Source organism: Neorhizobium vignae (assembly GCF_000732195.1).
Classification (GTDB): Bacteria; Pseudomonadota; Alphaproteobacteria; order Rhizobiales; family Rhizobiaceae; genus Neorhizobium; species Neorhizobium vignae.
In genome coordinates this window covers 1-1,334 of the sequence record NZ_JNNU01000059.1, presented here as the reverse complement: position 1 = coordinate 1,334, position 1,334 = coordinate 1, and the positions used below count along the sequence as shown (strand labels likewise).

At 60.1% G+C, this 1,334-nt stretch carries 3 protein-coding genes; all 3 read left to right on the top strand.

Annotation, left to right across the window (positions count from 1 at the left end):
* Positions 1 to 224 (top strand): hypothetical protein (locus GQ59_RS32925; RefSeq protein WP_207642203.1); only part of this gene is annotated, 224 nt, incomplete at its 5' end.
* Between the two features lie 210 nt (positions 225 to 434).
* Positions 435 to 689 carry a type II toxin-antitoxin system Phd/YefM family antitoxin gene (locus tag GQ59_RS30320; RefSeq protein WP_037088619.1) on the top strand — a complete coding sequence of 85 codons (255 nt, stop codon included), beginning with the start codon at positions 435 to 437 and terminating at the stop codon, positions 687 to 689.
* Positions 689 to 1,114: a type II toxin-antitoxin system VapC family toxin gene (locus tag GQ59_RS30315; RefSeq protein WP_037088617.1), complete on the top strand. Its 426-nt coding sequence runs from the start codon at positions 689 to 691 to the stop codon at positions 1,112 to 1,114. The genes GQ59_RS30320 and GQ59_RS30315 overlap by 1 nt, the downstream gene beginning before the upstream one ends.
* Positions 1,115 to 1,334 lie beyond the last annotated feature (220 nt).

Here is a 1,334-nt window from a genome sequence, read left to right as displayed (position 1 = left end):
TCCCGAAGATCGACGATGATATCCCGCTGGCCGTAGACGCTGCCCTGCGCCGTCTTCACCTCGTCGATCTGGCGCTGCTGGTCCTGGAACCGCTGACCGCAGTTCGCCTACACCCGATATGCACGCTATCGAAAACTGCAGTCGCCGACGCTAGATCCACTCAACCGCCCGAACTCAAGAGAAAGACCCGCCGAAGCGCGCCTAGTGGAGGGATTGCGGAGTAGTCTGGAACGCAACGGATCTCGGTGAAGTGCTGATGGTTGCAAGGGCCGCTACGTCGGTGGTTTCGAACCGCGATTGAAGCCAAACGTCCGCGCCGCAAGCCAATATCCTCGTTGCCCCCGTCATTTCGCCGGAGCGCTGGGGCCGCTTCTTGCAATTTCAGCTTCTGAGGATTAAATGTGGTTACGTAACCACGAATGTCGAGGCTGGCCGTGACCATCACCACACTTTCAGGCCGTGAACTCAATCACGATCTCGGTCGCGCAAAGCGCGCCGCCAAGGAGGGACCTGTCATCATCACCGACAGGGGACGGCCCGCGCACGTCCTCTTGTCTTTCGAGGAGTACAAGAGGCTTACAGGCAAAATGCGGACGCTGGGTGACATGCTGGCTGCGCCGGGCGCGGAAGACGTTGACTTGCCGCTGCCGCCACGCACGGAACATGCCCAGCCGGTCGATCTGTCCTGATGTTGTTGCTCGATACGAACGTCGTGTCCGAGCTACGCAAGGTCGCGACTGGCCGGGCTGATCCGAGTGTCGTGGCCTGGAACGAGACCGTCGATCCGGCCGAAACATTTATTTCGTCCGTGGTTCTGCATGAGCTGGAGATGGGCGTCGGGCTGGTGGAGTACAAAGATGCAGCCGCCGGGAAGCTGCTGCGCAACTGGCTGGAAAAAACAGTCCTCACAGCATTTTCCGGCCGTATCCTGCCGCTGGACGAGGCGGCAGCCGTCAAGGCCGCCCAATGGCATGTGCCCCATCCCAAACCGATCAATGACGCTTATATTGCAGCGACAGCCTTCACCCGACATATGACGCTGGTGACCCGTAACATCAAGGACTTCGAAGGCATGGGAGTCGCGCTTGTGAACCCGTGGGCGACGCCGGCATAGGGCCGTGATCGAGTAGCCCTGCCGAATATTGACAGACGTACGCCCGCTCGGCGGCCTCGTAACGATTGGGGCAAATAGAAACTCGAAAGCCCCGCAGCCGATGAAGGCTACGGGGCTCCAGGTCCGCTCTGGATCGCGGACGGAATATGCTCACGAACTCAAAGGGTGGTCAACGTGATGGGCGGCCCTGCTGTGCGGCCTCCATGCGTTGCAATATCTC

What these genes read in the sequence shown, in the direction of transcription:
- GQ59_RS30315 (WP_037088617.1), top strand. Translation starts at nt 689, where the DNA reads ATGTTGTTGCTCGATACGAACGTCGTGTCCGAGCTACGCAAGGTCGCG.